This window comes from Oceanobacillus bengalensis (assembly GCF_003628445.1).
In the GTDB taxonomy this organism is placed as follows: domain Bacteria; phylum Bacillota; class Bacilli; order Bacillales; family Amphibacillaceae; genus Oceanobacillus; species Oceanobacillus bengalensis.
Map to the genome: position 1 here is coordinate 1 of NZ_RBZO01000069.1, position 2,410 is coordinate 2,410.

At 37.3% G+C, this 2,410-nt stretch carries 2 protein-coding genes; both read right to left on the reverse strand.

What is annotated here, in order from left to right; translation table 11 throughout:
• Positions 1-69: 69 nt before the first annotated feature.
• On the reverse strand, positions 70-798 hold the full coding sequence (gene istB, locus D8M05_RS19865) for an IS21-like element helper ATPase IstB (protein ID WP_121134844.1): 729 nt from the start codon (positions 796-798) through the stop codon (positions 70-72).
• A 1-nt stretch (position 799) separates the two neighbouring features.
• A complete protein-coding gene (gene istA / locus D8M05_RS19870; protein WP_121134846.1) occupies positions 800-2,269 on the reverse strand; it encodes an IS21 family transposase in 1,470 nt (489 codons plus the stop codon).
• Positions 2,270-2,410: the final 141 nt, after the last annotated feature.

Sequence of the window (2,410 nt, forward strand, 5' to 3'; positions counted from 1 at the left end):
TGTGTTTTGCAACCTAAAAGGTTACAAGATTGCAATGAAAAGGTTAGAACTTTGCCAGCCCATATTTTATTATGATTGATGATTCGAAAGCGCATGTGTGACGCGATAACTATCTCCAGTAAAGCTCAAAATGTGTGCGTGGTGAATAACTCGATCTACTAATGCAGCTGTTAAACGTGCGTCTGCAAATATTCTATTCCATTGACTAAATTCTAAATTGGATGTAATCACAAGGCTAGATCTCTCATACCAATCAGATATCAATTGGAATAATAATTCAGCGCCTTCCTTACTAAATGGAACATATCCCATCTCGTCTAAAATAATCATATCTACTTTATTAAACCTGTTGCGTAAGGCTTGAAAGCGTCCTTCTCGCCAAGATTTTTCAAGTAGTTCTACCAAATCAGCCACTCGATAGAAACGGACTTCATATCCAGATCTACATGCTTTTCGGCCAAGCGCCGTAACCAGATGAGACTTTCCAGTCCCAGGGGCGCCCGTTAAAATTAGATTCTCTTTTTTATCGATAAAATATAGTGATTCGAGACTTTCTCTATCCATTTGTGGAGGGAAACGAATATGTTCACTCCACCGGTAATCCTCTAATTCTTTCTCATTCATGAATTTCGCCTTTTTGATCAAACGCTCTCCTTTAGCTACCTCTCTATGTTCTAATTCCTGTTGTAATAAAGCCGAGATATATTGCTCGGGATTCTCGAAGGGAATCTGCTCGTATATGTCTGCGACATATGCTAAACGCAACGATTTACATTTCTCCCTAATCAAATTAGACATTCTATACTTCCTCTCCTTTCAACGAATGGTTTAAAGGTTGAAGGGAGTCGTAGATACTCCAATTTACATCATACGGATGTGTAATCGAATCATGTAATGATTCATTTCCATTTTCTTCATCTTCTACTGGTAACAATTCATAGAAACGCTCATCTATTTCTTGCATACTGTATTTTATTATTAAACTCTGTAACCAATCGACACGTTCTTTTCTGAGTTTCATAGATTCGCTATTCAAATGATGCGCGATTCTTCCTGGAAGATATGGGAAGTATCTAGAATAGGTGATTGATCTTGGTTTCCTCATCCAATTTTTCAAAATGGATTGCCATGGAATTTCCCTCGAGCGATTCATATATGGTCTAGGTCCCTTATAAAGCACTTCTCCTTGTGGAGAGACCACTTTAAAGTCATCCCAATACTTAATTACGTACAATTGTGTATAGTGATAACTATTCGGTATGTGGATTTCCTTTCCATCAATTTTTACCTCACCATATTTATTAGCCGAAGCCAGCGTTTTATTAAATACTGGATACTCTTTCTCAGGTAATGCGAGACCATATTTCTTTTCTTCCTTTATGAGATCAGCGATTCGTATTCCCTTTTTATAATGCATCCTTAAATGATCATCCTGACAATGTTTGAATAATAACTCACGCAAGTGCGTCAAATCCTGAACAACCGGTGACGGCGTAAAGAAATTATATCGAACGTAACCAACCTTATTTTCTACATGCCCTTTTTCGTTTCCCTTTCTTGGATTACAGGCTATCGGCTCAAATCCATAGTGACTGGCAAATCGTTGAAAGCCATCAGTAAAAATGGTTTCCTGACCATGACCTCTGGCCTTTACAACGGCTGCTGATAGATTATCTAACCATAATTCCCTCGGAACAAAGCCGACTTGTGCGAAAAGTAGTTTAATACCTTCCAAAAAGCACTCTTGATTTTCTGCTGGCAATGGTGTTACAAAGCCTCCATTACTAAAGGGGAAACTCAAAATCAGGCAATGGATATCTTTTACTTTCCCTTCATGTACAACTTCTGTAACTCCAAAGTCTATCTGTGCTTCCGCTGGGGGATGTGTTAACCTATCATATTCCTCTTTTACTGTGTCAGTTTCATCTAACATTTTGTCTTTCCATTCAGCGATAAAGTTACAAACGGTTCGGTAAGAACCTGGGAACTTTAATTGCTGTAATTGTTCAAATATATTCTTATTATTCCTTCGCAATTTCTTTTTAAGTGCTTGATCTTCCATCAACCAATCTGAAACAATTTCTCCCCAATGTTCTTCATACATCATACCTTTTTTTACAGGTACTTTTTCCTCGGGTAATAGATCTTCATCCGCGTACTTCTTAACTGTTTTCCAAGCAAAACCGGTTCGTTTTACTATTTCATTAATAGATAGTGATTTATTATTACGTAAATTTTTGATATGATTAACTTCAGGCATTGCTAGCATCCTTTCACTTACCTCCACCATTAATTTGTTTAGTCGCTATTAACGGTAGGGTATTTTGTTAGGGCTGGCAAGCCTTTTTTATTTGTGCAACCTTCTAACATTTTGGTTGCAATACTCTGTACTTTTATTATGCATTAAACA